The organism is Streptomyces sp. NPDC007875, assembly GCF_042868035.1.
GTDB classification, from domain to species: domain Bacteria; phylum Actinomycetota; class Actinomycetes; order Streptomycetales; family Streptomycetaceae; genus Streptomyces; species Streptomyces antimycoticus.
Window position 1 is genome coordinate 1 of record NZ_JBIADZ010000102.1, and the last position, 2,430, is coordinate 2,430.

General features: G+C 70.5%; 1 protein-coding gene. It reads left to right on the plus strand.

The annotated features are described in order from the left end of the window. A partial coding sequence (locus ACFYOY_RS49080) for a beta-ketoacyl synthase N-terminal-like domain-containing protein (RefSeq protein ID WP_388594637.1) occupies positions 1-2,430 on the plus strand: 2,430 nt, incomplete at both ends.

The window sequence follows — 2,430 nt, forward strand, 5'->3', positions numbered from 1 at the left end:
CTCGTCGGCGACCGGTGTGCTGGGTGGCGCGGGGCAGAGCAACTACGCGGCGGCGAATGTGTTCCTGGACGGTCTGGCGTCCTGGCGTCGCGCTCAGGGGCTGCCGGGCGTGTCGATGGCATGGAGTCTGTGGGCCGAGGCGAGCGGCATGACCGGACACCTCGGCGAGGAAGACCTGCGCAGGGTGTCGCGTTCGGGTCTGGTGCCGCTCTCCTCCGAGGAGGGACTCGAACTGTTCGATGCCGCGCTGGTGTCGGACGAAAGCGTGCCGGTTCCGCTGCGGCTGGACATCCCCACGCTGCGTGCGCAGGGCGCCGAACTCCCCGCCGTGTTCCGCAACGTCGTGCCGAACGTGACGACACGCCGTACCGCGCGGTCGGAGCAGAGCGACAGTCTTCCCGACGAACTGCGCCGGCGCCTCGCAGGGCTGCCGCGGACGTCGCAGGACGAGATGCTGTTGGAGCTGGTCCGCGTTCAGACCGCGGCCGCCCTTGGGCACGCCACCCCCGAAACGGTGAACACGCGGCAGCCCTTCAAGGAACTCGGCTTCGACTCACTGATGGCCGTCGATCTGAGGAATCGGCTCACCGCTGAGACCGGCCTGCGACTGTCCGCCACGCTGGTTTTCGACTATCCGACCCCGATGGCACTCGTCGGCCACCTGCGCGACGAAATCCTGGGCACCGACGGCGTTAGCACTTCGGCGGGCGCGGGCGTGGTGGCCGCGACGGGCGCACCGGTGGACAGCGACCCCATCGTGATCGTGAGCATGAGCTGCCGTCTTCCGGGCGGGGTCCGGACGCCGGAGGAACTGTGGCACCTGGTGATGTCCGGCACGGACGCGGTGTCCGAGTTCCCGTCCAACCGTGGCTGGGACCTCGACGGGATGTACGACCCGGACCCCGACCGGGAGGGTACGTACTACGTCCGCAACAGCGGATTCCTCTATGACGCCGACCAGTTCGACCCAGCGTTCTTCGGGATCTCGCCGCGTGAGGCGCTGTCGATGGACCCGCAGCAGCGGCTGCTGCTGGAGACCTCGTGGGAGGCGTTCGAGCGGGCGGGAATCGATCCCGTGGCCAACCGGGGCAGCCGCTCCGGCGTCTTCGTCGGCGTCATGTACAACGACTACGCCACCCGTCTGCAGGGGAACCCTCCGGAGGGCTTCGAGGGCTCCCTCGGCACCGGCAGCGCGGGCAGCGTCGCGTCCGGTCGCATCTCGTACACCTTCGGTCTCGAGGGGCCGGCGGTGACGGTGGACACCGCGTGCTCCTCCTCGCTGGTGGCGCTGCACCTGGCGGCCCAGGCGCTGCGCCAGGGCGAGTGCGACCTGGCGCTGGCCGGCGGTGTCACGGTGATGTCGTCGCCGAATGTGTTCGTCGAGTTCAGCCGGCAGCGGGGACTATCTCCCGACGGCCGATGCAAGCCGTTCGCGGAGGCGGCGGACGGCACGGGCTGGTCCGAGGGTGCGGGCATGCTGCTCCTGGAACGCCTCTCGGACGCCCGGCGCAATGGCCACCCGGTGCTGGCGGTGGTCCGTGGCTCGGCTGTCAACCAGGACGGTGCGAGCAACGGCCTGACGGCCCCCAACGGCCCGTCGCAGCAACGCGTGATCCGCCAGGCACTGGCGAGTGCTCACCTGTCGGCGGCCGACGTGGACGTCGTGGAGGCGCACGGGACCGGCACGCCGTTGGGCGACCCGATCGAGGCACAGGCCGTGCTGGCGACGTACGGGCAGGGGCGGCCCGAGGGCCAGCCGCTGCTGTTGGGCGCGTTGAAGTCGAACCTTGGTCATACGCAGGCCGCTGCCGGTGTGGCCGGCGTCATCAAGATGGTGATGGCGATGCGGCATGGGGTGGTGCCGAAGACGCTGCACATCGATGAGCCGTCGAAGGAGGTGGATTGGTCGGCGGGTGAGGTGCGACTGCTGACCGAGGCCGCCCAGTGGCCGGAGACGGGACATCCGCGTCGGGCCGCTGTGTCGTCGTTCGGCGTGAGCGGGACGAACGCGCACACCATTTTGGAGCAGGCTCCGGAGGACGAGGCGGCCGAGCTCGCCGACGCCGAGGTGGCCGAGGGGCCGGTGGCCTGGGTGGTGTCGGGCCGCAGCGTGGCCGGCCTGCAGGCACAGGCCGGGCGGTTGCGGGAGTTCGTGGCGGCCCGCCCGGAGCTGGGCGTTTTCGATGTGGCGCTGTCGCTGGCGACGACCAGGTCCCCGTTTGAGCACCGTGGGGTGGTGACGGGTGCTGATCGTGAGGAGCTCCTGGCGCGGCTGGGTGCGTTGGCCGCGGACGAGGCTGCCCCTGGCGTGACGCATGGTGTGGCGGATGTGCGGGGCCGTTCGGTGTTCGTGTTCCCGGGTCAGGGTGCGCAGTGGGCGGGTATGGCGGTGGGGCTGCTGGAGTCCTCGCCGGTGTTCGCGGCGGGGAT